This window comes from Agrobacterium sp. O3.4 (genome assembly GCF_041414895.1).
Classification (GTDB): Bacteria; Pseudomonadota; Alphaproteobacteria; order Rhizobiales; family Rhizobiaceae; genus Agrobacterium; species Agrobacterium cucumeris.
In genome coordinates, this window is the sequence record NZ_JALPZP010000006.1 from 51931 (window position 1) to 75128 (window position 23198).

Sequence of the window (23198 nt, forward strand, 5' to 3'; positions counted from 1 at the left end):
AGTTTCGGATCGGGAGAGCCGTCCGCGCGGCACAAATTTCCCCCTGTGTCCTGTTATGAACGTTCGATGACGATGAATATTCCCGACGGAGGCAAGTTTTTGAGGGCAGGCGGTGGCCTCAGGAAATTGTCTTTGCGCGGAATAAAGCCGCGTCCGCCGCGTTCCTCGTCGGGTACCGACATTGCAGGTACCGACATGAAACACGAAAGGAGAAACGTCATGAGGCAGATTTTTGCCGCAAGCGCCGTGGCGCTGTTTGCCACGGTAACCTTCACGGCTGCAGCATCGCCGGCATATGCCACGCCGATACAGCCGCAGCTACCGCTTCTTGCGCACTCTCACATCGTTTTGGTGGATGATGGCGACGACGACGATGACGATGACCGTCGCTTCAACCGCCACTATCGTTATGACAACGATGGATGGCGGGGGTTCCGCGGCAGCTCCCGCGATAACGACGACGATGATGATGACGATTGATATCGTCCATCAAGATCTGACGTTTATGCCCGGCCTCGTGCCGGGCATTTTCATAAGAGCTGCTGCATGGATAACGCAAAATAAAGTGAGGCCGGCAGGCTCAACTCTGGCACAAGGTTCGTGCGTTCAGCAGGCCCCAACCGAAAATCGTGTCCTTGCCCGGTGCGCCCATGTCGCTTGCCGACTGCGCCAGGGCATTTGCAACGTCGTTCGGCCGCATGTCCGGGTTTGCGCCCAGCAGCAGTGAGGCCGCCGCCGTTACAAAGGGCGCAGCGAAAGACGTGCCGCTCTTCTGCCTCCCGCCGGAAATGGAGGCGGCCGTCCACACGCCGACGCCAGGCGCTGCGATGTCGATGTGCTCGCCGCGGACGGCGCGCCGATATGGCTTCATGCTTCTGTCCACGGCCGTCACCGCGATAACATCCGCATAGGCGGCGGGGTAAACCGGCTTGGCGTTCGGACCTTCATTGCCGGCTGCGGCGACCACTATCGTGCCCCTGTCGATCGTCGCGCGCACCGCCTTTTCAAGCAGCGTGTTTGCGGGCCCGCTCAGGCTGAGGTTGATGATCCGGATTGTTCTGGCGGCGAGTACGTCAAGCGCTTTGATGAGATCGTATGTTTCGGCAATATCTGCCGTCTTGCGATAGCGCTGGAAGGCATCTATCGCCACGAGGTGGCCGGCGGGGAGGAGGCCGGGCGCACGGCTGCCCGCGGCTCCGACCAGAAGGGCGGCGACTGCGGTTCCATGCTGTTCACCCGATGGTGCTTCCGCACCATTACCAAGCTGAACGACCTCAATTGCCGCGTCAGCGAGCGATGCGTGTCCGGCATTTATGGCGGTGTCGATAAGGCCGATTGGCAACGGCGCGGCGCAGCTTGCCGGTCGTTCCTGACCACCATCGAGAGGCCAGCCGACCATATGCCTCACCAGCCTGCAGCCATCACCAGAACAGGAAGAAGCATCCTGCTGTTCCGGCTGATAGAAATGGTTGAAATCCACGGATGCCGAGGGAGCTGTCGCGATGACCGCCTGCCGCGCGTTATCCAGTGTCATGCCCCGTGGTATCGTCAGCTTGACCAGTTCACTGCCGGTAAGCGCTATGGTCGTTCGTTCATCAACGACAAATCCCTCCTGCGTCAGGTTTGCAATCGCTGGATCGTCGAGGTCGAGCGCCAGGATTTTGTCGGGTGCGCGTTCCGGAATGGCGACGGTCCTTCGCTGCGGCGGTCTTCGCTCTGTTCGCTGGAATGGCCAGCTAAAAAGCGAACGCAGATCGCCGCGAGGACGCCGGTCGTCGCTGCTGCGGTCTCCCCCTCCGGAAGAGCCGCCATATCCGCTACCGCCACCATCATCGTCATCGCTGCCGCCATCATCATCATCGTCTGCCAGCGCTGCGGAAATACCGGGAGCAATGCCCGCCGATTGCAGCAGCGGCAATGCGGCCAGCGAAAAGGCGGCGATGAGGACAATGATAAAAAAACGGAAACGAAGCGGTGCAGTCTTCGACAAATGTCTATCTCCGGTAGAAATTACACTCGAAACATTCCGAACATATGTGGGAATGTTACCTCAGGTAGACGTTTGGCTCGACAGATTATTCCGTTCCGTGCCAAACAAATCGCATGATGAATGAAACGCCCACAGTGCCGCAGCGGCTGGTCGAGTTCCTGCCGAACCTGCGTCGATTTGCGATTTCGCTCTGCCATTCACGCGAATTGGCCGACGATCTGGTGCAAGCCGCCTGCGAGCGGGCAATCGTTGCTGCCGACAGTTTTGCGCCCGATACCCGGTTCGATGCCTGGATGTTTCGTATCCTGCGCAACCTCTGGATCGATCATCTGCGCCGTGCCCGGACCGCTGGTCCGCAGGAGGAAATCGAGAAAGCGCATGATGTGTCGGTGCCTTCGGGAGAAGCGGCCACGCATGCCCGCATGGAACTGATGGAGGTGGTGGCGGCCCTGCAGAAACTGCCGGAGGAGCAGCGCGAAGTGCTGGTTCTCGTCTGCGTCGAAGAGCTCAGTTACCGCGATACGGCCGATGTTCTCTCCATTCCCATAGGCACGGTCATGAGCCGGCTGGCGCGGGCCCGCAAACATCTGGCGGAACTGACGGGAATAAGTCTGGGCGAGAAACGTTCGTCAGATACGAAAGGCGGCGTTGCATGACCATTGAACATTTTGACGACGAGACATTGATGGCATTTGCCGATGGCGAACTTGACGAGGCGACCAGCCTTCGTCTTGAAACCGCGCTTGAAACAGATGACGCACTTGCCGAACGCCTTGCCGTTTTCCTCGACACGCGGACGGCGCTAGCCTCGGCGATCAAACCCTTGATCGATGAACCGGTACCGGATGCACTTGCTGCATCGGTACGTCGGATGGTTGAAGATGCCGAAGCGAAAAATGCCGATATAGAGGGCGCCAAGGTCATCACTTTCCGCGGACGGGAAAAGCCGGAAATATCCCGCCTCAGGCAGCGCTGGTTGATGCCGGTTGCGGCCTCCGTCCTCGCCATTATTACCGGTGTCGGCGGTTTTGTCGCCGGGCGTAGCGGCCTTGAAACAGGCGCATCGGTCAATGATGCATTGTCTGCTGCGCTGGACCATCAACCGTCCGGCGGCGATATCGCAGTCGGTCAATCCGAAGTACTGCGCATCGTTTCAAGTTTTGTCGATGGCCGTGGCGCATTCTGCCGCGAATACGAATTGAAACGACAGGAAGAAAACACCCTGGCCGTTGCCTGCCGCTCGGATAGCGCATGGGTGACGCGCCTCGCCCTGTCTTCACCCAGGGCTGACGGTTATATTCCGGCGTCTTCACAGGAGACAATCGACACCTATCTGACGTCTATCGAAGCCGGCGGTCCACTTTCCGCAACGGAGGAGCAACGGCTGCTTTCGAAGGCCGAATGAGGTGTAGTGCGTGTCGGCGGAGTTGCCTTGCCTTTTTGGCCAAGGCCCTTGCTTCGTCCCCTGTCAAAGCACAGCGACGTCTCGAATGATCTCTTGGTTAAGCTTGTTCACGATGAGCCGATCTGAGATATCGAGGGGCGCAGCGAGATTGCCAAGGGCAGCGCCGTCACAACCACCGGTAAGATCAGTACAGCCCATGCTGTCCCATAACCAAAACTGTCGACCAGCAGTCCGAATATGTATGGGCCAATTGCCATGACAGCCAGACAGATCGTGGACGCGAAGGCGATTGTCGATGCTATCGAACCTTTCGGGGCGCTCTCGGCGATCTGCAGAAGATAAATCGGAAACCAGCCTATCCCGAATATCCCCAATATGACGAGCACCAGGAGGATCACCAGCGGCGGAGTGCCGACGGGAAGAAGTGCCAGGATTGTGGCCGCGCCAGCGGCAATGACGGATACCAGGCCAAAGGATTGGCCACGAAGACCGGGCCGGAAACGATCGCTGAGCCATGGCAGCAGAATACGGCCGGGAATGCCCGCAAGCTGTGTGGCGGCAAACATCGAAGAAGCGACAAAGAGGCCGAGGCCCAATCCATCCGCCATGAAGCCGATGGCGTGTGCGGTCAGGGTGAATTGAAAAGCGGACATGGCGATGCCAAGCCGCAAGACGGGCCAGAAGCTGCGATCCTGTCCGACGATGCGGACGAGTTTTGCCAAAGGCAGTGGACGCTCGGTTTTGGCGGCCAAATCGCCCCCCTCACGATACAGCCCCCAGAAGAGCGCCGCGCCGGCGATGGAAATACCGGCGCAAAGCCATGCCGCGGCATGCCACCCGTAGCGGACCGCCATGAATGGCAGGAGAGCAGCCGCAATCATTGTTCCGAAGGGAACGGCGGCCTGTCTGAACCCTGTGGCTATGCCGCGTTTGGCAGGCGGGAACCAGCGCATGATCGCCCGCGTGCCGCCCGGTTGGACGGCCGCATAGGTGCCGCCAAGAAACGCGATGCAAACAAGCAGCGCGGGCAGGCTGTCTGCGAATGCCGCAGCGCAGGCCATGGCGATAGCCATGCCGAGCATGGCAATGCCGACGATGCGACGTTCACCGTGAATATCAATGGCGCGGCCGAGCATGAACATTGTCGCGATCTGCACACCGTTCATGACGGTCACGGCAAGCGAGGCAGATGCGAGGGAGACCCCGAATGCTTCCCGCCAGAAGGGCACGAGAATGTAAATTCCCTGCGATACGAATGAACCTGCGGTTTGCGTTCCGACCGCCACGGCAAGGACTGCCCAGATCCGGGGATCGGTCGCGGACGTGGGCGAGAACAAAGAAATCTGTGACGACACGAAAGGCTCCTATCAGGGTCTTCGTGCAGTAACCTTTCTGTTCAACCGACGGAATTACGAGCTTGCAAGTTTCAGCGATAACAGTTTGTTATGCAAGCCATGCGCTCATTGGATCCTGAAGCCGTCGAGGCTTTTCTTCTTGTTGCCGAATTGCAGTCGTTCACGCGGGTTGCAGGCGTGATGAATACGACGCAGGCGGCCATATCCCTGCGCTTGCGCCGGCTGGAAGACCTGCTGGGGCATCGCCTCGTTGAACGGACGCCACGCCGCGTGCGGTTGACGGCTGCAGGCGAACGCTTTCTGGAGCCGGCACGCGCCTATGTCGCTGCCGGTCGTCGTGCGCTTGATGTCTTTGGGCAGGAGCCCACGCGTCTGGCGATCGGCGTTACCCATCATCTGATCGGGGCCGACCTGCCTCGGATACTTCGGGTGGTCAGTGAGCGCGAGACGAGCGTGACGCTTCATCTTCGCACGGCCGGCACACGAACCCTGCTTGACCTCTATGACGCCGGAGAACTCGATGCGATCGTTGTGCTGCGGCACGATGATATCCGCCGGGATGGGGAACCTCTGTTTCAGGAGAGCTTTGGCTGGTATTGCAGCGCGGATTTTGATCTGCCCTCAAACGCCCCACTGCCGCTGGTACTTCAACCCGAACCCTGCAATTTGCGCGCCATGGCCCTTCGGGCGCTGGAGGCGGCGGATATACCCTGGCGCGAAGTGTTTGTCGGCACCGGTGCCACGGCGGTCGGAGCCGCGGCCGAAGCCGGTATTGGCATAGCACTTCTGGCGCAAAGCGCAGCCTCCGCCGGTGTGCGGCAGGTCAGGAGCCCAGTGCTGCCGGAACTTCCGAAACTGGATGTCGTGATGATTTCGACGGTTACCGGCGACAGTGCGAATGCCGTGCTTCGACGCATCACCGGGGCATTTCGATCATCCTGATCTGGCGTGGGGTTGGCCGTAAGCGCGAAGAAATCGCCCACTTGAGTTCCGGCCATGCAGGCTTACCAACGCGGCACACGCCTTTCATAATCGGGGTCGAAGAGCTTCATGTAGGCTGTGTCGTCGCGTTCCTTCATCGCGGTCTGCTCATAGAGAGCCGCAAGTTCGGTGAGCTTCTGCCGATTGAGGCTGACACCAAGTCCGGGCGCTGTCGGCACATCCAGACGACCGTTTCGGAATGTGAAAGGGGTGGCCTCGATCACATCGACGCCTGTCCATGGGTAATGTGTGTCACAATCGAAACTGAGGTTCGGCGTTGCGGCGGCCACATGCACCATTGCAGCAAGGGTAATGCCAAGGTGGGAATTTGAATGCATGGAAACACCAAGCCCCAGCGTCTCGCAGGTCTTTGCGAGATGGGTCGAAGCGCGCAATCCGCCCCAATAATGGTGATCGGACAGCACGATCTGCACCGCATTTTTACGGAAGGCGTCGGCGATCTGGTCGAATTCCAGAACGATCATGTTGGTGGCGAGCGGGATTGAGGTTGCGGCCGCCACCTGCGCCATCTGGTCCATGCCGATGACCGGATCCTCGAGATATTCCAGAATATTTTCAAGCTTGCGGGCAATATAGATGGCCGTTTCCACCGTCCAGCCGCCATTGGGATCGATCCTCAGGGGGTGATGGGGGAAGGCTTGCCGCAGCTTCAGCATCGTCTCGATCTCGAGATCGGGATGCAGCACGCCGCCCTTCAGTTTCAGCGATTGAAAGCCGTAGGCGTCGACCATTTTCCGGGCTTCGCCGACCATCTGGTCAGGGGTCAAAACCTCCCCCCATTCATCCGCTGCTTCGCCGATATGGCCTGCAAATTTGAAAAACAGATAGGCGCTGAAAGATACGCTTGTGCGAACCGCGCCACCAAGCAGGTCTGAAACCGGCCGGCCGAGCAGCTTGCCCTGTATGTCAAGGCAGGGGACCTCGAAGGCCGAGGCAACCACATCCGTCAGCTTGTGATCGGCGACAGCCGATTTGGCATTGATGCCGCCACCGCCCGGCAAGGCCGCGATGACACGCGATTTCAGTTCGTGAAGATGAAACGGGTCCAAGCCGACGAGGGCTGGCGCGGCGCGGCGCAACCCGTCCAGCGCCTTGATGCTTCCGTAACTTTCCCCAAGCCCGGTCGTGCCGTCGTCGCATATGACTTCGATAATGGTGCGCAGCGCATGGGGTTGATGGACACCCTTGCAATTCAGCAATGGCCGGTCTGGAATGGCGACCGGAGTGAGGTGGATTTCGGCAATGCGCATATCAAGAAACTCCTTGTCGCCACCAGTGGCGCGCAGCCTTCAGCGCGTCTTCCAGTGGTGGCAGTTGAGGGTGCCAGTGGCGTTCCCATTCGAGGCTGAGGGGAATTTGCCGTTCGTCCGGCTGGAGCAACGAAAGCAGTTCCGCGATGGGAAAGTCGCCCTGGCCGGGCAAGACGTAGCGCCGTTTTCCGTCTCTATCGGTCGTGCTGTCCTTGACGTGCAGATGGACGACGTTTTTTGCGACGTGGTGCCAAAGCATTTTGAGATCGGTGCCCCTGGCCCATGTATGATGGGTATCCCACAATATCCGGGCCGTCGGCACGTATTCCAGAAAAGCGAGCAGCTGATCGAAATCGGCCAGCGCATCATGGGTTTCGATCATCAGCTCGACATTCAGCCCGCGTGATTGCCGCAGACCTTGCCACTCGTCCAGCAGCGCCGCTGCGCGATCCAACTCCTCCGCCCCAATTGTTTTGCCACCGTCGAATATCCGCAGACAGGCGATGTTGGCAGCTTCTGCCCAATCGATGAAGGGGTCTAGCTCGGAGAGACTACTGCTGCCGAACAGCCGCATGGATGTGTTGAGAGCGGCAATTCTGAGGTTGCGTTCGGTCAGGAAGGCGGCAAATCGGGCAGGGGTGCCGAACTCGGCAACGAGCGCGGCGATCAGGTCTATGGTGCCGGATAGTGCGCGCAATTCCACGCTTGTTACACCATGGCGGTTTGCCAGATCGGCCGTCTCATGCAGGCTGAGTTCGGAGCAGCCGAGGGTCGAGAAACAATAGTTGGAACCGCTCATGCCATACGCTCCATATCCTGCTTATGGACCGGGTGAAGGGGCGGAAGACCCGCCACAAAGCGTTCAATCTCGGTAATGGCCAGATCGGAAAGTGTACGCAATTCGTTACCCAGCGCCCCGGCTATATGAGGGGTGAGCACGACATTGGGCAGGTCATAAAATGGGCTTTCCGTTGGCAAAGGCTCGGGTTCGGGCGTGTCGATCAAGATGCGCAGCCGTCCGGAAAGCGCCTCGGCCAACAATGCATCGTGATCGACGAGCCAACCCCGCGCGGTGTTGATGAAGATGGCATGATCGGCCATCAGTGCCAGTTCGCGCGCGCCGATCATATGGTGCGTTTCCGGCAGGATCGGCGCATGCAGCGAGACCACATCGGACCATGCGAGAAGCTCGTCCAACTCCGTTTTTCTCGCGCCGAGGGAGGCTGCTTCTTCTGCTGAGAGAAAGGGATCGTAAACGACGATCTCAAATTTGCTGCGCGCCAGCATCTCCATCACCAGCCGCCCGATGCGTGAGGCACCGACAATGCCGACCTTGCGGGCATGATTGCCGAGATGGGCCAGGCTTTTGCCACGCCTGCTGCCAAAAACACCGGTGCCGCGCTCTGCCCTGTGTTCATCCCGCAGCCGAAAGACATCCTTGCCGCACATGATGATGGCCGCATAGGTAAATTCGGCAACCGGCACGGCCATGGCGGAAGCCGCAGTCGTGACGAGAATATCGGACGTCTCCCAGAACTCTGCGGGTGCAACCATCCGCACCGACGATGCGGCATAGGCCAGCATTTTCAGCCGTGGTGCGCGTGAAAGTCGTTCGCGGGTGAGGGACGGCGTACCCCAGGCGGCGAGTAGAATATCTGCTTCGGCGAGAGCTTCGGCACCTTCCGCCGTGTCGAAATCCGTATGGGGAAAACCCGGAATGATATTCGTTATGGCATTCAACCGCGCCCATTCGCGCGAACCGAAAAAACCTTCGGGGAGCTCGCTGCGCATGGCAATCAGCAGGCGTGGTTTGGTCTCATAGTGTTTCATGCGCGCACCGGATTTGAAATAGGGCGGATGTCGATCTTGGAAACATCGATCTCGATCGGTTGCGAACCGGACTTCAGGATTACATCGAGAAAAAGCGCAGGCGGTGTTTTGCCCGGCCGCAGTTTCAGGGGAGGGGTCCTTAACGCGCCTTGCCACTGTGCCGACGGAAAGGAAAAAAGCCTGCCGTCATCGGCGCGAAACGGTGCGAGCGCTGTCACTGCCTGTCCTTCGTCTGCGACATCTATCAGTCGCAGCGATATTCCCAGAACGCCCTCATGGGCCGGCACCTCCACGTCGCAGATCGCTTCCACCCAGACGCCGATGCCGGGGTGGACAAGCTGCCCGCCGAGACGATGGTTCTGCTCACCCGTTTCGGTAACGATCCGGGCCGAGAGATCCGATGCGAGATTGCCGGCTGGATTGTTTACCGGATCGAAGCAATCATCCTTGGAAAGGAGCCGGGCCGGCGCACGGGGCACGATCGTTTCGAGATAATCCGCCAGCAACTTTCCGACGGCAAACGCGCCGGGTACGGAAAAATGGGTTCCGTCATCGGAATAGCCGGGATATGGCTCGCCGAAATCGCTGTTGGGATCGACCCACGCCGCGTTCCAGTCGAAGACATGGCAATTGGCGTTGTTTGCGGCAAATTCGATGCTTCGCCGGTTTATCCAGTGCGCCTTGGCTCGCTCCGCACCACTCGGTGGCCATTTCCCGACGCTGCGCGCCAGAATGGGAAGCAGGATCACGGTCTTGCCGGCGGCGAACAGGGCCGAAGCAATCCTTGCCCGTGTGTCGGCAATCGTCTGGCGCGTTTCCACCATCATGTCGTTGGTACCGGCATCGACAATGACGAGATCGAAATCCGATTGCAGCAACCGTGGCAATCGCCGCTCGATCTCGACCGCCTTTTGGCCGGAGACCCCGAAGTTGAGGCCGGAAAAGAACCGGCTGACACCGGGCCGGTTGCTCGGCTCCCAGCCGGGCGGCACGGATGGATCGTGATGAACCGGGCAGCAAAGCCTGCCATGCGACAGGACCTCGGCCCAGCTCATCCAGCCGCGTGCCGATGTGGCAAGCGAGCTGGCGTCGCCAATATGGTTCTGCTGGACGAGCGAGGTGCCGAGAATGGCAATCCGGCTCGCCCTTGGTAACGACACGGACATGGTTTTTACCGGGATATCAGGAAAACAGGACGCCGCCATTAATGTCGTAGCAGGCGCCGGTGACATAGGCGGCATCGTCAGATGCGAGGAAGGCAACCAGACCGGCGACGTCTTCGCTCGACCCTTCGCGCTTGAGCGATGTCGCGCCGGCCACCCGTTCGCGCACCTCAGGCTTGGTGAAGGTGTCGTGGAATGTGGTTGAGATCATGCCCGGGCAAACGGCGTTGACGCGGATATCGGGGCCGACTTCCTTGGCAAGCCCGCGGGTGAATGTCATCACGGCACCCTTGGAGGTGGCATAGGCAAGAGCGCCGGGGCCGCCGCCATCACGGCCAGCCTGCGACGAGAAGGTGACGATGGCGCCACCCTTTGCCATTTTGGGCAATGCGGCCTTCGCCGTCAGGAACAACGATGTCAGATTGACGTCGAGGACCTGATGCCAGAAGGCTTCATCCATCTCTGCAATTGTCTTGCGGGCGATCAGGCCGCCGGCAACATGGACGAGGCCATGGATCTCACCGAATTTGTCGGCAGCTGCGGATATGGCCGCCTCCACCTCGGTTGCTTTCGTGAGGTCCGCTCTGATCGCCAGAGCCGAACGGCCAAGTTTCTCGATTTCGGCGACGGCCGCGGCCGCGCCTTCTGCGGCACCATTATAGGTGAGAACGACATTGGCGCCTTCCTGCGCAAAACGGAGGGCACATGCCCGGCCGATATCCCGGCCAGCGCCGGCGACAACAACGGTCCTGTTGGTAAAACGCTGCATTGGAAAACCTCGTATGATTAGAACTGTTTGGGGAGAGAGAGCTTGAAACGCTCGTCATCGACATCACTGAAGTAGATGTCGGTGGAAAAACCCTGGTCATCGATGAAGCTGAAGATGCGCTTCGGCTCCTTCAGGCTGTAAGGCACGAGAAGGGTGACAAGGCGATGCCGGGTGGCGGCCGGAACCGTGGCGCAGACATGGTGGTGAATGTCGAGCCCTTCGAATTCCTTCGGGTCGATATCGGGAAAACCTGCCACGGCGCTGATTTGCGGTGTGCCGGCCGAAGAATAGACGAACTGTCCGTAGAAACCGGCTTTCTGGCCATTGTAGCGGAAGCTCGACCTGCCGGTCTGCGGGGCTCCGAGTGTATGGCAAAGCCATTGCAGTTCCTGGGGTTCCGAACATTCCACCTCGTCGACAATCACGAAATAGCTGTCATTGACGAAGTGGGTTTCCCGCAGCACCTTTTGAACCAGCGGGTTCGCAACCTGATAGGCGGCGGTTGCATCGCCGACGATGCGAACATGGCCGGGCTTTTCCTCCACCGAGACGATACGGCCGGCGGCGCGGCGCGCCAGCGCCTTGTCCTTTTCCGCATATTGGCCTTTGCCGCCGATCAGCACGGCGTTTTTCGACCGTGTCTGACGCCGCCAGTTCAGATGCATCTGCGAATTGAACGCCACATAATAACCGGACTGGATCGCCAGATCTTCGCCATGGGCATAAAGCACAAAGGCGTTCTGGTCGCCGTGGCTATGGCTGAGTGAGCCATAGGGGCTGGATTTGAAGACGAATTGCAGATGCTTGTCCGGGTCTTCCATGTCTTTCTGGATGGTCGCCCAACCGATATCATCGAAAACGGCGAGTGCCGGCAAGTCGGCGGGCGACACGGCTTCCACCTGCCGGTAATCGTGGCGATAGACGAGATCGTCGAAGTTCAGGTCCCACCAGCCGTAATTGTAAAACGCCATTTCAGTGCCGGTCGCATCGGCCTTGATGTGATCGAAATACCATTGGTAGTGGCCATTGCCGGTGACGCCGGCGAATTGCCGGACGTTGTAGCCGAGTTTCAGGCCGGGAAGATCGCCGAGCGTGGAGTCGTCGCCGAAGTTGGCGCGACGGGTGCCGGGCGCCTTGGTGTAAAGCGGGAAGCGGCCGGTATTCTGGAAAAACGGCCGCTGATAAAGGTCGTAACCGATATAGGAGCGGATCAGGTTGGCGGCCTCGATGAGATAGGCCATGCCTGTCATCCAGTAATGTGGACCTTCCGCCCAGCCGCCATCGGTTCCGGCCCATGGCGAATAGAGCGTGGCGAGGAATTCGACGGTATAGTCGAGCCATTCTCCGGCCTCATCGCTTTCGCCCTGAAGCGCGATGCAGGCCGGTGTCAGCACAGCCGAGAGCGAACGCACCGCATGGCTGTCATAGGGAAAGACGTGAATGCGGGCATGTGCGATGACATGATCGGCAACTTCCCGCGTCCGTTCGAGAAGAACGGATCGAACGGTCCTGCGTTCGTCTTCGCTCAGGTGGTCGTACAGCCAGTCATAACCCCAGGCGAGTGCTACGACGACACGGAACCCCGCCTCGTCATTATAGGCGCGCGAGGTCGCCCCTTTCGGGTCCCAGGCGGCGACGGCCAGCAGCCATGTGCGGGATGCATCGAGAAGATCGTCACGCTCGAGCACACGGCCGGCGATGGCCAGGTGCCGGATCGCATAGATCACTTCCTGGCAATCTATATACATCTGCCGCCAGAGCGTGGCGACACGCATGTTGTTGGGATAGGGCTGCGGTTCCGGCATAACCGGCCGCTGCAGCCATGGTTCAACCGATTTTTCGTAAAACTCGGTCCAGCCGCAATGGTTGGGGTCCTTCGCAACGGCATCGGTGAAGGCGCTCAATTGCCCGGAGTTGAGCCACAGCCGGGGATGGCTGGTTTGCGCGGCGGCGTGGCGGGCAGACCTGCCGGGCAGCGGCGTTTTTGGCAGTGCGGCACCGATCTCGAAACTGCGCACGGCGCTCCAGTTGGAATGCGCTGTTGCGGATTTCTGATCCCAAAGCGCGTAACACCAGTGATAGTGGCCCTCCGGCAGCGCTTCATCCGGTGTGAAGAAATTCCAGGCGAGATCTTCGAAGACGAGCGTTTTTTTGTCCGCAAAGCCGGGATCGGTTGAAATGCGCAGCACGTAACGCGCGCCGTCGTCGATATCGGGTAGCCATGAAAAGCGCGGAGGGTTCTCCGTCGGCTGTGCTTCTTCGCTCGGCTCGTAGCCAATGGTCAATGAGCCCGGGCGGGGTTCATCGAGAAGTGTCTGTCTGGAGATGGCCGGGGCAGAGGGACGCATTGCGCTCTAACTCCTATGAAAACAGATGGGAAAGGATGGCGGCAACAAAGCCGCCATCATGGTCGGAGGGTTTATTGCGCCGCCTTGTACTGGCGGTCATAGGCCGATTGCATCATCTTGATGACCTCGTCGTAACCAAGGGCGGTGAGGCGCTTTTTGTAGGCGTCCCAGCCGGCATCGACGTCCTGGGCGCCGAGAATCCAGGTCTGCTGCATTTCGGTCATGTAGGTGAGGATGCTCGGCCAGTAGCGGTCGAAGGTCGCCTTTTCCTCGGAGTTCAGGGAAACGCCCATGAACTCGTCCTTGAGGCAGTTGCACTTCTCGTACATGTCGATGCCTTCAAGCGCGATCTTGTTTGTCCACTGGCGCTCATATTCGTAATCCATCCAGTATCCGCGCGGGATCGCCGCACCGACTGCCCATAGCTGGGCATTGACCGGATCCTTGTTATCGAGGATTTCCTTCTTGAACTGCGGTTTGCCGTCGACCATTTCGTAAGTGAGGCCCTCGACGCCGAAGTTCGACAGGATGCGGCCCTGCTGCGAGAACCAGAAGTCGAAATATTTGATGGTTTCGACGGGGTGTTCGTTGGTCGCCGAAATGGCCCAGCCAACGGGCTGGACACGCAGGCGGCGGGAATCTTCGAAACGCTCACCTGAAACTGTCTTGGGCGGCAGCATCGGCTTCAGCGCAAAACCTTCGATCTTCGGTGACAGGGCGTCATTATAGGTCGAGGTGCTGGCAAACCAGTCATGTGTCATGCCGCCGAGATTGTTGCCCAAGAGATATTCGCGCGAGCGGGCACCGCGGGTGAATATTTCCTTGTCGATCAGCCCTTCCTTGTACCACTTGGCGACATTGGAAATGCCGGTCTTGTAGTTTTCTTCCGCCCAGGGGTGACGCAGTTTTCCGTCATAGACCGCAAAGTCGCCATAACGCTCCGATCCCGAAACGCGGGCGTCCCACAGATTGATGAGGCGAACGGCATCGATTTCCTCACGGGCAAAATAAGGCACCTCATCCTTGAGGCCGTTGCCGTTGGGGTCCTTGTCGCGGAAGGCTTTCAAAACCTCGTAGACCTCCTCCGGTGTCTCCGGCTGCTTCAGGCCAAGCTTGTCGAGCCAGTCCTGGCGGATGAACCAGCCGCGCGAGAACTTGCCATCGGGCACATAGGGAATGAAATAAAGCTTGCCATCCGGTCCGGAGATGGCGTTGCGGATTTCCTTGTGGCTGTCGAAGAACGCCTTGAGATTGGGGGCGTTTTCCTCGATCAGCTCGTCGAGCGGAATGAATGCGCCCTCCAGCCCGTAACGGATGAAGTCTTCCTTCAAGCCGCCGGTGGCGTCGCCGCCGACGATATCGGGAAGATTGCCCGAGGCGATCAGAAGGTTGAAGGCGTCGCGGCTGCTGGTGGTCGCCAGCGACGCCACGTTGCGGACATGAATATTGGTGATTTCCGCGGCCTTCTGCTCCACCGGCCATTTTTCCGAATAGACGTATTTGTCGCGGAAGTGGAAATGGATCGCCAGTTCCAGCGGGTCTTCGGTGATCTTGCCCGTATCCTGTGCCAATGCCGGCAGGGACAGGGTTGCGGCTGTCATCAACGCCAGTAGGGGCGCGCCTTTTCGTAGTGCTCTCACAGGTTCTCCTCCCTTGTGCTGCTACTCTTTGACCCCACCCAGCAGAATTCCTTTGGTGAAATACTTCTGCGCGTAGGGGTAGATGATGAGGACTGGAATGATCGACGCGATCATGATCGCCGATGTCACCGTCTCGAACGAATAGTGGGCGGTGAGCAGGCTTGAGGCGAATTCGTCATTGGAGTTGAGGTCGACGATGACGCGCTTCAGATAGACCTGAAGCGGGATTTTTTCCTCGCCGCGCAGCAGCACCATGGCCCAGAAATAACCGTTCCAGCGCGACACGATGCAGAACAGCGCGACGGTGACAATTGCGGGTTTCGACAGTGGAATGAATACCTTCCACAGCAGCTGCAATTCGCTGGCGCCATCCATCTTGGCAGCCTCTTCGAAGGATTTCGGCACGGCTTCGAAAAAATTGCGCAGCAGAATGACGTTGAACGCATTGGCCGCGAAGCCAAGAATGATGCCGAAGCGGCTGTCGAGAAGCCCGAGATCGCGCATGTTCAGGAAGAAGGGGATCATGCCGGCGTTGAACCAGAGCGTAAATGCGATGGCGATGTTGAAGAAGGTGCGGCCACGCAGGCGTTTGCGCGAAAGGGCATAGGCTCCGGGGATCATGATCAGCAGGCTCATGAGCGTGCCGCCGAAGGTGTAGATGAAGGTGTTGCCATAGGCGACCCAGAACATCCTGTCGGACAACACCCGGTCATAGGCGGCAAGTGTGACATCGACGGGCCAGAGCGTGACGCGGCCGGCGGTGACGGCAGCGCCCGAGGAGAGCGAGACCGACAGCACGTAAATGAAGGGATAGAGCGTCGACAGGACGAACAGGCCGAGAAGAATGGCGTTTGCCCAGCCGAAAATCTTGTCGCCGCGGGAATAGAGATTGAAGTTTGCCATGTTTCAGCTCCTCACCACAGCGATGTCGACGAGACTTTTCGGCTGATGCGATTTGCCGAATAGACGAGGACGAAGGCGATGACGGCGTTGAACAGGCCGGCGGCCGTCGCCAGATCGTATTGGGTGCCCTGCAGGCCGGTGCGGTAGATGAAGGTGGAAACGACGTCCGCCGTCTCGTAGGTGGATGGGCGGTAAAGCAGGATGATATATTCGAACCCGACTTCGACCAGATTGCCGATGCGGATGATCAGCATGATCACGATTGTCGGCAGGATGCAGGGCAGGGTGATGCGCCACATCATCTGCCAGCGCGACGCGCCATCCACCCGGGCGGATTCGTAAAGCGTCGGGCTCACGCCGGCGATGGCGGCGAGATAGACGATGGATTCGAAGCCTGCCTCTTTCCAGACGGATGAGCCGATATAGACGGGGCGGAACCATTCCGGCTGGGTCAGGAAGTAGATCGGCTCAAACCCAAGGCCTTTCAGCATAAGATTGACGATGCCGATTGATGGCGAGAGGAAATTGATGACGATGCCGGCGACGATCACCACCGAAATGAAGTGCGGCAGGTAAACGACCGTCTGCGCCCAGCTGCGGGCAATGCCGCTTTGAATTTCGTTGAACATCAGGGCCAGAATGATCGGCACCGGAAAGGCGAAGATCAGGCCAAGGCCGCTGATGGTGATGGTGTTCCAGAAGGAACGAATGAACATGTCATTCTGGAAAAGCTCCACGAAATTCGCAAATCCGACCCAGGGGCTCTTTTCGATGCCGCGAAAGATCGAGAAATCCTGAAATGCGATGACCAACCCATACATGGGTTTGTAAAGGAAAACCGCAAACCAGATGAGCATCGGCGCGAGCAGGAGATAGAGCTGCCAGTCGCGGCGCATGTCTTCCTGAAGGTCGTGAAGGCGCCCCTGAAAATCCTGTTTCATGGCCGCGCTCCATCCCGGGTTTTGAGCGATCTCCCGGTCGCCGCATCAAAGACATGGACGCGTGCGGTATCGATGGAAAGTCGGTTGACGCCGTTGAGGGCATGGTCACCATAAAGCGTTTCGGCTTTGGCGATGAATGGCTGGCCATCGGCCTTCCCATGCAGCAGTGCTTCGGCGCCCAGAGGTTCCACGAGGTCGATGCTGCAATTTAGAACATCACGGCCATCGCCAGCCTCCACCGACATGATTTCCGGCCGCACACCGAGCTTGACGGCCTGTCCTTGCGTTGCGTTCTTCGCGAAGGCATCGGGAATGTTGAAGCGCTGCCCGGAGCCGCCGCTCAGGACAACGGTGACACGGCCGTCATGGCTTTCGATCGTCCCGTCCAGAAGGTTCATTGGCGGGGAGCCTATGAAACTTGCGACAAATGTGTTTGCCGGCTCGAGAAAAACCTCCATCGGCGAGCCGACCTGTTCGATATGGCCGCCATTCATGATGACGATGCGGTCGGCAAGTGTCATCGCCTCCACCTGGTCGTGGGTGACATAGATGCTGGTGGCCTGCATACGCTTGTGCAGCAGCTTGATTTCGGCGCGCATGTGGGTGCGCAGCTTGGCATCGAGATTGGAGAGGGGTTCGTCGAACAGGAAGATTTTCGGCCGGCGCACGATGGCGCGGCCCATGGCGACGCGCTGGCGCTGGCCGCCGGAAAGATCGGCCGGCTTGCGGGCCAGATATTCGCTAAGCCCCAATATCTGTGCGGCTTCCGCAACGGCCTTGTCGACGACGGCCCGCTTCTCACCCCTGACGCGCAGGCCGAACGCGATGTTCTCGGCCACGCTCAGATGAGGGTAGAGCGCATAGTTCTGGAATACCATGGCGACATCGCGGTCTTTCGGTGCGACCTTGTTGACCACCCGGCCGTCCATCGAAACAGTGCCGTCCGAGATGTCCTCCAGTCCGGCGAGCATGCGCAGCGTGGTGGATTTTCCGCATCCCGAAGGACCAACGAGGACAACGAATTCCTGCGGCTGTATGGAAAGATTGATACCGTGGACGACTTCGAGGGCGCCATAGCGCTTGACGACGTCGTTGATTTGAACTGCAGACATGAAAGGCCCCTCCTCAAAAGCCTTGAATGTTCAGTCAGGCGTCTTCGACCCCCGTGAGGCGCGCTTCCTCGTGACGCGCGTGTTGACCTGCTCGATGAAGGTCCAGATCTTCGGGTTCTTGGAGAGTTCTGCGATCTTGGTTTCGAGTGATCCGAGATGGCGCTGGACGGCTTCGCGTGCGGCCTCGATATCGCCCGACTCGATGGCGCTGACGATCGCTTCGTGTTCCTCGATCACCTTTTCAGTGCGACGAACCGCAAAAACGCGCTTCAGATGGCGCATCCGGTCCATTTCGCCTTTCGCCTGATTGACGACGCTCCAGGCGCCGGGAAGGCGGGCTGCGGCGAAGATGGTGCGGTGAAATTCCTCGTCCAGCAGGAAGAAATCCGTGAATTCCTCGTCCTCGGCAGCGGTGCGCTGCTGGGAAATGCAGGTTTTCAGACGGGCGATGTCTTCCAGCGAGTGCCGCTTGGTTGCCTCGATGACGGCGCCTTCTTCCAGCTTGAACCGGATGAAGCATGCTTCCATGTAACGCTGCACGTCGATGGGCGAGATATAGGTGCCGCCCTGCGGCACGACAGTTACGAAACCTTCTTCGGAAAGGCGAATGATCGCCTCGCGCACCGGCGTCTTGCTGACATGCAGGAGCGCTGCGATTTCCTTTTCCGACAGTGCACGCCCGGGAAGCAGCTTCACTTCGACAATCAGTTTGCGAAGCAGGGCATGGATCCGGTTTGTCATGTTTCCATCAGCCGGCAAGTCTCGCGGGGTGACGAGTTCGGACAATGGCAGCGATGGAAACTCAAGAGCGTTAGACATATCAATTACCAAACTGAGATATCAGATTATGTAGTGACATATCTATTGTGTTTTTGAGAGTCAAGCGCGAATGATCGGTTGGGAAGCGCCACGCCGAAAAACCGGAGCGATCTTTTGATCGCTCCGGCGCAAGGGTTTTGATTTTGAAGGGAGTTTCAGCGAAGGCCAAAAGCGCCTTGCGGGCATGATAATGCCAGCTGTTTTGCCGCCGTTATTATTCCGCGGGCTGTACCGCACATGCTGGGTCGGAGGGTCTCTGCTCTCCGGAAAGGCTGCGCTGACCGAGGCCAATGATGGCGACTGTCGAAAGGCTGGCAACAACGGACATCCAGAAGCCGTTCGTGGGGCCGAAATTATCGATGACCCAGCCGGAGATGAAGGCGCCGAGCGCCATGCCGATACCGATGCCGGTCATCACCCAGGTCACGCCTTCCGTCAGCATCGATTCCGGCACGCGGCGTTCGATAAGGCCGAATGCGGTGATGAATATGGGCGAGATTGCAACGCCGCTAAGGAAAACCGCAAAGGCGAGCAGGGCAACGGTCGTGGTGGCAAAGAGAAGCGGCAGGGCGGTAAGCGCAAGGACGCTGACGGCGATCAGCAATTGCCGTTGCAACGGCATTTTCGGATTGATCGCGCCAAGCAGCAGGCCAACAACGAAAGAGCCGATGGCATAGACACCGATGACAAGGCTGGCGGCTTCCGGCTGGCCGAGCTGTTTGGTGATGGCCACAGCGCTTACCTCGGCCGTGGCGAAGGTCGAGCCCACGAAGATCAGGGCGAGTGTGATGATCTGGACCGGCCGCAGCCGTATGGCCGATTGCTGCCGTTTGCCGCCTTCCACCGGGCGCACCTTGGGTTCCGTCGACCGCTGCAGCAGGAAGGCAAAGGTGCCGAGCGCCAATGAGGCCGTGCTGATCATCATGCCCGCTTCCGGAAAGAGCGAGACCGCAAGCCCGACGGAAAGCGATGCGCCGGAAATATAAACCAGCTCATCGGCGGCGGATTCAAAGGCAAAGGCCGTGTTCAGCTCTGGCCGGTCGCGGAAGATTTCCGTCCAGCGGGCCCGCATCATGGCGGGGATGCTGGGCATGGCGGCGGCAAGGAAGGCTGAAAGGAACAGGGTCCAGACCGGCCACCTCTGGTTCGTGGCGAGGATCAGAACCACAAAGGCGATGACCGATATGATGGTGGCCGGGATGAGGACCCTGCTCTGGCCCTTGCGATCCACCAGGCGGGAGATCTGCGGTGCCGCAGCCGCATTGGTGAGTGCGAAGGTTGCCGAGACGGCGCCGGCAAGCCAATATTCGCCATGGGTCTGGGAAAGCATGGCGACGATGCCGATCGGCGCCATCGCAATTGGCAGGCGGGCAAAGAAGCCGGCAGCGGAAAAGCCCTTCGCGCCCGGAGCCCTAAAAATTTCTCTGTATGGATTAGACATCGGGATGCACCTTGTTCAGGGAGTATCTACCACACACATACGTGGCGTATGTGAATGAGATAATTGCATACGTCGCGTATGTCAACTAATATACGTGATGTATGTGGACTACGGAGAAAAAATGCGCAAACCCCGCAGTGAAATGATTGCCGAGACACGGGCAAAGCTGCTGTCCGCCGGTCGCAAGGCATTTGGCAGTATCGGTTATGCCGAAGCGTCGATGGACGACTTCACCGCCGAGGCGGGGCTGACCCGTGGTGCGCTCTATCACCATTTCGGTGATAAAAAGGGCTTGCTGCTGGCGGTTGTCGCTGAGATCGACGCGGAGATGACGAAAAGGCTCTGTGAGATCTCGTCGAAAGCCGCGACCCGGTGGGACGGTTTCATTGACGAGAATGTCGGTTATGTCCGCATGGCGCTTGAGCCGGAAATCCAGCGGATCATGTTTCGCGATGGACCGGCCGTGCTTGGTGATCCCTCCCGCTGGCCAAATGCCAATGGCTGTATCTCCGCCGTTGCGCGAAGCCTTGATGTGCTGAAGCAGGAAGGGACGATCACCGATATTGACCCGGAGGCGTGTGCCCGTTTCATCAACGCGGCAAGCAGCAGCGCCGCCCAGTGGATCGCCAATTCCGACGATCCTGAGACGACTTCCAAACGGGCGGTTGAGAGCTTCCGAACCTTGCTTGAAGGGTTGCGCATTCACAAAGGCTGATGCGCGTCCGTTCAGGCGGGCACCTCTCGACTGAAGGGAGAGCGGCGGCGTGTTGAGCGCCGCCTAACAGCTTCCCCGTCAGCGCAAGCTTTCACGACATGGCAATCAGCAAGTCATCCAACTGTCATATGGCGGGTCTAGGAGAGGTTGTGGTTTTCACATGTCTCGTGAGGGGAATATGCGCAAAATTGTTGCTGCTTTGGTCGCTACGACCTTTCTTGCCGGCGCCGCTCAGGCTGCCGAGGTCTATCCGCTTGATCGTGCTACGATCCTGACCGGTTCACCGTTTGATTTCAAAGCGGAATTCGACGCCGTCGTAAAGCCGGAAGACGTCAAGATCACCGTCAATGGCCAGGATTACAAGGCTGTTCTCGGCAAGGACGTCGAGTTCGTTGCCGAAGAGAAGAACAAGGACAAGGTTCTTGGTTCGGCCGTCATCCTGCGCGGCATCACGCTCGCCAATGCCGGTGACTACAAGGTTGAAGTTTCGGCCGGTTCCGAGACCAAGAACGTGACCTGGACGGTTTATGGCACGCCTGCCCAGGCGAAGGCCAAGAATGTGATCTTCCTGATCGCCGACGGTCTGTCGGTTGCCCATCGCACTGCCGCCCGTATCATGTCCAAGGGCATGACCGAGGGCAAGGCCAATGGTCGTCTCAACATGGATGACGTGCCGCCGGTTGCCTTCATCGGCACCTCCGCCACCGACGCCGTCGCCACCGACAGCGCCAACACCATGTCGGCCTACATGACCGGCCACAAGACTGCCGTGAACGCTATCGGCGTTTATGCTGACCGTACTCCGGCTTCGCTTGACGATCCGAAGGTCGAAACGCTGGCTGAAGCCCTGCGCCGCCAGACCAAGAAGTCGATCGGCATCATCTCCACCGCCGAACTGCAGGATGCGACGCCGGCTGCCGTTGTTGCCCATACCCGCAAGCGTGGCGACAAGGCCGACATTAACGGCATGCTGTTCGACGTGAAGCCGGATGTGCTTCTCGGCGGCGGTTCCGCCTACTTCCTGCCGCAGGCGACTGCCGGTTCCAAGCGCAAGGACGACAAGGACTATATCGCCCTGTTCAAGGAAGCCGGTTACACGCTGGCGACCAGCAAGGCTGAACTTGCAACGGCTGCCGGCACCAACACCGGCAAGATCCTTGGCCTGTTCCACACCGGCAACATGGATACCACGCTTGACCGCGAGTTCCTGAAAAAGGGCACCACGGGCAAGTTCCCGGACCAGCCGGGTCTGGTTGAAATGACCAAGGTTGCGCTCGACAGTCTGTCGAAGAACCCGGAAGGCTTCTTCCTGATGGTCGAAGCGGCCAACGTCGACAAGATGTCCCATCCGCTCGACTGGGATCGCGCTGTCGTCGATACGATCGAATTCGACAAGGCCATCGGTGTCGCCCGCGAATTTGCGGCCAAGAACCCTGATACCCTGATCATCGTCACCGGTGACCATACCCACGGCGTTTCCATCATCGGCACCGTTGATGATGACAAGCCCGGTACGGACATGCGTGAAAAGGTCGGCACCTATGCCGAAGCCGGTTTCCCGAACTACGAAGACAAGGACGGCGACGGCTATCCGGACAAGGTCGACGTTTCGCGTCGTCTGTTCCTGAACGCCAATAACGGTCCGGATCATTACGAAACCTTCCGTCCGAAGCTCGATGGCCCGTTTGCGCCGGCCATCCAGAACGAAAAGAAGGAATATATCGCCAACGAGCAATACAAGGATGTTCCCGGTGCCGTGCTGGTCACCGGCATCATTCCGAAGAGCTCCGACAGCGGCGTACACGCGGTTGATGACGTCGTGCTGCAGGCCGAAGGACCGGGTGCCGAAGGCTTCCGCGGTTACATGGAACAGAGCGATGTCTACAAGGGTCTCGCCGAAGCTTTCGCTCTCGGTGCCAAGCAGACCAACTAATATCTGAACGGGGTAAGGGCGCGCCACCATGGCGTGCCCTTGCCGTCATTTACGGTCCTGCATTGCCGGCCAAGACGGCTGACGATGAAAGACCTTTCAGGAAGGAAAATGGTCATGAGCAAGCCTGATCCGGCGCGGTTCAATCGCCGCCAGACCCTTGGTCTCATTGCTGGGCTGCCTCTGCTGGCCGCTGGCACGCGTGCGCAGGCGAAAAGCGACATCACCTTCGATGAGCTCTATGGCAAAGTTAGCGTTCTCGGGCTGGAGTTTTCCGAGAAGGTCAAACAGCTGAACGGCAAGGAGGTCGCCATGCGCGGCTTCATGGCGCCGCCGCTGAAGGCTGAAGCACAGTTTTTCGTGCTCACCGAAATACCCATGTCGATCTGCCCGTTTTGCTCCACCGATTCAGACTGGCCGGACAATATTGTCGTCGTCTATCTCGGCGAAAAACAGACCTTTACCCAGCCCAGCCAGACGATCGAAGTGCGCGGCACACTGGAAACGGGTTCCTGGACCGATCCGGATACCGGTTTCGTCAGTCTCCTGCGCATTCGCCAGGCAGAATACGCGACGGTTTGAGAC

21 protein-coding genes are annotated in these 23198 nt (G+C 59.1%); 7 read left to right on the forward strand and 14 right to left on the reverse strand.

What is annotated here, in order from left to right; translation table 11 throughout:
* Positions 1-66: 66 nt before the first annotated feature.
* Positions 67-480 carry a hypothetical protein gene (locus M0412_RS21750; protein ID WP_142842972.1) on the forward strand — a complete coding sequence of 138 codons (414 nt, stop codon included), beginning with the start codon at positions 67-69 and terminating at the stop codon, positions 478-480.
* A gap of 100 nt (positions 481-580) precedes the next feature.
* Here the strand turns inward: M0412_RS21750 and M0412_RS21755 are convergent, their stop codons facing one another.
* Positions 581-1990, reverse strand: coding sequence for a S8 family serine peptidase (locus M0412_RS21755; protein WP_269702334.1), 1410 nt, complete (start codon positions 1988-1990; stop codon positions 581-583).
* A gap of 113 nt (positions 1991-2103) precedes the next feature.
* On the opposite strand from M0412_RS21755, the gene M0412_RS21760 reads away from it, so the two are divergent.
* Complete coding sequence (locus M0412_RS21760; RefSeq protein WP_142842971.1) at positions 2104-2646, forward strand: RNA polymerase sigma factor; 543 nt, start codon at positions 2104-2106, stop codon at positions 2644-2646.
* The gene (locus M0412_RS21765) at positions 2643-3395 is read left to right on the forward strand and encodes an anti-sigma factor (protein ID WP_269702337.1); all 753 of its coding nucleotides are present in this window, start codon (positions 2643-2645) and stop codon (positions 3393-3395) included. Before M0412_RS21760 ends, M0412_RS21765 begins: the two co-directional genes overlap by 4 nt.
* Before the next feature lie 107 nt (positions 3396-3502).
* Here the strand turns inward: M0412_RS21765 and M0412_RS21770 are convergent, their stop codons facing one another.
* On the reverse strand, positions 3503-4750 hold the full coding sequence (locus M0412_RS21770) for an MFS transporter (RefSeq protein WP_269702339.1): 1248 nt from the start codon (positions 4748-4750) through the stop codon (positions 3503-3505).
* Between the two features lie 90 nt (positions 4751-4840).
* On the opposite strand from M0412_RS21770, the gene M0412_RS21775 reads away from it, so the two are divergent.
* Complete coding sequence (locus tag M0412_RS21775) at positions 4841-5692, forward strand: LysR family transcriptional regulator (RefSeq protein WP_269702341.1); 852 nt, start codon at positions 4841-4843, stop codon at positions 5690-5692.
* Between the two features lie 62 nt (positions 5693-5754).
* Here the strand turns inward: M0412_RS21775 and M0412_RS21780 are convergent, their stop codons facing one another.
* The 12 genes from M0412_RS21780 to M0412_RS21835 all read right to left on the reverse strand — a co-directional run bounded on the left by M0412_RS21780 (position 5755) and on the right by M0412_RS21835 (position 19968).
* The gene (locus M0412_RS21780) at positions 5755-7002 is read right to left on the reverse strand and encodes a glucarate dehydratase family protein (RefSeq protein ID WP_269702342.1); all 1248 of its coding nucleotides are present in this window, start codon (positions 7000-7002) and stop codon (positions 5755-5757) included.
* A 1-nt stretch (position 7003) separates the two neighbouring features.
* Positions 7004-7801 (reverse strand): sugar phosphate isomerase/epimerase, encoded by a 798-nt coding sequence (locus M0412_RS21785; RefSeq protein ID WP_269702343.1) that lies wholly within the window; start codon positions 7799-7801, stop codon positions 7004-7006.
* Positions 7798-8832 carry a hydroxyacid dehydrogenase gene (locus tag M0412_RS21790; RefSeq protein WP_269702344.1) on the reverse strand — a complete coding sequence of 345 codons (1035 nt, stop codon included), beginning with the start codon at positions 8830-8832 and terminating at the stop codon, positions 7798-7800. The genes M0412_RS21785 and M0412_RS21790 overlap by 4 nt, the downstream gene beginning before the upstream one ends.
* Entirely contained in the window at positions 8829-9998 is a 1170-nt protein-coding gene (locus M0412_RS21795) for an SGNH/GDSL hydrolase family protein (protein ID WP_269702347.1), read from the reverse strand. The genes M0412_RS21790 and M0412_RS21795 overlap by 4 nt, the downstream gene beginning before the upstream one ends.
* 16 nt (positions 9999-10014) lie before the next feature.
* Positions 10015-10764, reverse strand: a complete 750-nt coding sequence (locus M0412_RS21800) for an SDR family NAD(P)-dependent oxidoreductase (RefSeq protein WP_142842964.1) — start codon at positions 10762-10764, stop codon at positions 10015-10017.
* A 17-nt stretch (positions 10765-10781) separates the two neighbouring features.
* Complete coding sequence (locus M0412_RS21805; RefSeq protein ID WP_269702349.1) at positions 10782-13112, reverse strand: alginate lyase; 2331 nt, start codon at positions 13110-13112, stop codon at positions 10782-10784.
* A 71-nt stretch (positions 13113-13183) separates the two neighbouring features.
* Positions 13184-14713: an extracellular solute-binding protein gene (locus tag M0412_RS21810; protein ID WP_269702654.1), complete on the reverse strand. Its 1530-nt coding sequence runs from the start codon at positions 14711-14713 to the stop codon at positions 13184-13186.
* 60 nt (positions 14714-14773) lie between these two features.
* Entirely contained in the window at positions 14774-15655 is an 882-nt protein-coding gene (locus tag M0412_RS21815) for a carbohydrate ABC transporter permease (protein ID WP_035223884.1), read from the reverse strand.
* Between the two features lie 11 nt (positions 15656-15666).
* Positions 15667-16596 (reverse strand): sugar ABC transporter permease, encoded by a 930-nt coding sequence (locus M0412_RS21820; RefSeq protein WP_142842962.1) that lies wholly within the window; start codon positions 16594-16596, stop codon positions 15667-15669.
* On the reverse strand, positions 16593-17708 hold the full coding sequence (locus M0412_RS21825) for an ABC transporter ATP-binding protein (RefSeq protein ID WP_269702355.1): 1116 nt from the start codon (positions 17706-17708) through the stop codon (positions 16593-16595). The genes M0412_RS21820 and M0412_RS21825 overlap by 4 nt, the downstream gene beginning before the upstream one ends.
* Positions 17709-17738: 30 nt before the next feature.
* Positions 17739-18449 (reverse strand): GntR family transcriptional regulator, encoded by a 711-nt coding sequence (locus tag M0412_RS21830; protein WP_052819159.1) that lies wholly within the window; start codon positions 18447-18449, stop codon positions 17739-17741.
* 292 nt (positions 18450-18741) lie between these two features.
* Complete coding sequence (locus M0412_RS21835; RefSeq protein ID WP_269702359.1) at positions 18742-19968, reverse strand: MFS transporter; 1227 nt, start codon at positions 19966-19968, stop codon at positions 18742-18744.
* A gap of 121 nt (positions 19969-20089) precedes the next feature.
* Here M0412_RS21835 and M0412_RS21840 point away from each other — a divergent pair, with 121 nt between their 5' ends.
* From M0412_RS21840 to M0412_RS21850, 3 genes are all read left to right on the forward strand, one after another.
* The gene (locus M0412_RS21840) at positions 20090-20683 is read left to right on the forward strand and encodes a TetR/AcrR family transcriptional regulator (RefSeq protein ID WP_174374476.1); all 594 of its coding nucleotides are present in this window, start codon (positions 20090-20092) and stop codon (positions 20681-20683) included.
* A 178-nt stretch (positions 20684-20861) separates the two neighbouring features.
* Positions 20862-22616 carry an alkaline phosphatase gene (locus M0412_RS21845; protein ID WP_142842959.1) on the forward strand — a complete coding sequence of 585 codons (1755 nt, stop codon included), beginning with the start codon at positions 20862-20864 and terminating at the stop codon, positions 22614-22616.
* Between the two features lie 114 nt (positions 22617-22730).
* Complete coding sequence (locus tag M0412_RS21850) at positions 22731-23195, forward strand: hypothetical protein (RefSeq protein ID WP_052819162.1); 465 nt, start codon at positions 22731-22733, stop codon at positions 23193-23195.
* The last annotated feature ends 3 nt before the right edge of the window (positions 23196-23198 follow it).

Bases quoted from the DNA above. Each gene is read 5' to 3' on its own strand.
- M0412_RS21750 (WP_142842972.1), top strand. From the start codon at position 67: ATGACGATGAATATTCCCGACGGAGGCAAGTTTTTGAGGGCAGGCGGT.
- M0412_RS21760 (WP_142842971.1), top strand. From the start codon at position 2,104: ATGATGAATGAAACGCCCACAGTGCCGCAGCGGCTGGTCGAGTTCCTG.
- M0412_RS21765 (WP_269702337.1), top strand. From the start codon at position 2,643: ATGACCATTGAACATTTTGACGACGAGACATTGATGGCATTTGCCGAT.
- M0412_RS21775 (WP_269702341.1), top strand. From the start codon at position 4,841: ATGCAAGCCATGCGCTCATTGGATCCTGAAGCCGTCGAGGCTTTTCTT.
- M0412_RS21780 (WP_269702342.1), bottom strand. From the start codon at position 7,002: ATGCGCATTGCCGAAATCCACCTCACTCCGGTCGCCATTCCAGACCGG.
- M0412_RS21785 (WP_269702343.1), bottom strand. From the start codon at position 7,801: ATGAGCGGTTCCAACTATTGTTTCTCGACCCTCGGCTGCTCCGAACTC.
- M0412_RS21790 (WP_269702344.1), bottom strand. From the start codon at position 8,832: ATGAAACACTATGAGACCAAACCACGCCTGCTGATTGCCATGCGCAGC.
- M0412_RS21795 (WP_269702347.1), bottom strand. From the start codon at position 9,998: ATGTCCGTGTCGTTACCAAGGGCGAGCCGGATTGCCATTCTCGGCACC.
- M0412_RS21800 (WP_142842964.1), bottom strand. From the start codon at position 10,764: ATGCAGCGTTTTACCAACAGGACCGTTGTTGTCGCCGGCGCTGGCCGG.
- M0412_RS21805 (WP_269702349.1), bottom strand. From the start codon at position 13,112: ATGCGTCCCTCTGCCCCGGCCATCTCCAGACAGACACTTCTCGATGAA.
- M0412_RS21810 (WP_269702654.1), bottom strand. From the start codon at position 14,713: ATGACAGCCGCAACCCTGTCCCTGCCGGCATTGGCACAGGATACGGGC.
- M0412_RS21815 (WP_035223884.1), bottom strand. From the start codon at position 15,655: ATGGCAAACTTCAATCTCTATTCCCGCGGCGACAAGATTTTCGGCTGG.
- M0412_RS21820 (WP_142842962.1), bottom strand. From the start codon at position 16,596: ATGAAACAGGATTTTCAGGGGCGCCTTCACGACCTTCAGGAAGACATG.
- M0412_RS21825 (WP_269702355.1), bottom strand. From the start codon at position 17,708: ATGTCTGCAGTTCAAATCAACGACGTCGTCAAGCGCTATGGCGCCCTC.
- M0412_RS21830 (WP_052819159.1), bottom strand. From the start codon at position 18,449: ATGACAAACCGGATCCATGCCCTGCTTCGCAAACTGATTGTCGAAGTG.
- M0412_RS21835 (WP_269702359.1), bottom strand. From the start codon at position 19,968: ATGTCTAATCCATACAGAGAAATTTTTAGGGCTCCGGGCGCGAAGGGC.
- M0412_RS21840 (WP_174374476.1), top strand. From the start codon at position 20,090: ATGCGCAAACCCCGCAGTGAAATGATTGCCGAGACACGGGCAAAGCTG.
- M0412_RS21845 (WP_142842959.1), top strand. From the start codon at position 20,862: ATGCGCAAAATTGTTGCTGCTTTGGTCGCTACGACCTTTCTTGCCGGC.
- M0412_RS21850 (WP_052819162.1), top strand. From the start codon at position 22,731: ATGAGCAAGCCTGATCCGGCGCGGTTCAATCGCCGCCAGACCCTTGGT.